1 protein-coding gene is annotated in these 775 nt (G+C 73.7%); it reads right to left on the bottom strand.

The window, feature by feature from the left end; genetic code table 11:
• Positions 1-719 (bottom strand): RNA-guided endonuclease TnpB family protein (locus tag DKT69_RS00110; protein ID WP_236647221.1); only part of this gene is annotated, 719 nt, incomplete at its 3' end.
• Between the last annotated feature and the right edge of the window lie 56 nt (positions 720-775).

The raw sequence follows: 775 nt of genomic DNA, 5'->3' as shown, positions 1-775 counted from the left end.
CTCGAGGACGGATACCACCGGTCGGCCACCACCAGCCGCCCGCCATTCCATCCCGTCTTGTAGGCCAGTTGCCGCCGCAGTTCGGCGAACCCGGCGTCGGCGATGCGCCGAGCGAGCCGCCGGTTGGCGAGCATCCCGGCCACGTTGAGGTCTTCCACCACCAGCGTGCCGTACTCGCGGGCGAGCCGGGTGGTCAGCTTGTGCAGACCGTCGCGGCGCAGATGAGCAACCCGGGCGTGCGCCCGACCGAGCCGGGCGGACGCCCGCTCCCACCGCTTCGACCCGCGCCGACCGGTGCGCCGGTCAGGGCCGACCCGGCGAGACACGCGCCGGGCCAGACGCCGCATCCGGCGGGCGGCGGCGTCCAAATGGCGGGCGTTGGGCTCCACCTCACCGGTGGACAGCACCGCCAGATGCGACACACCCAGGTCCACACCGACCGTCGCATCCGGGCAGGCCGGCACACCCTGGACGCGCTGCACCGCGCAGGTGAACGACACATACCAGCGGCCACCGTCGCGGCGCACCGTCGCCGACACGACCCGGGCGGTGCCCGCCTCCAGCCGGCGTGCGAGCTTCCGGGCGGACTCGTGCAGCTTCAACCGGCCCAGCCGGGGCAACACCACATGCCTACGGTCCGGCTCCACCCGGATCGCCCCGGTGGTGAACCGCACCGACGGGGTCGACCGGCGGCGGGACTTGAAACGCGGGAACCCCACCCGCCGCCCGGCACGCTTACCGGTGCGGGAGTCCGACCAGTTCTTCAACCCCCGGG

The organism is Micromonospora sicca (assembly GCF_003172935.1).
GTDB classification, from domain to species: Bacteria; Actinomycetota; Actinomycetes; order Mycobacteriales; family Micromonosporaceae; genus Micromonospora; species Micromonospora sicca.
The sequence above is the reverse complement of the archived record's forward strand: the minus strand, read 5'-3'. Positions and strand labels throughout refer to the sequence as shown.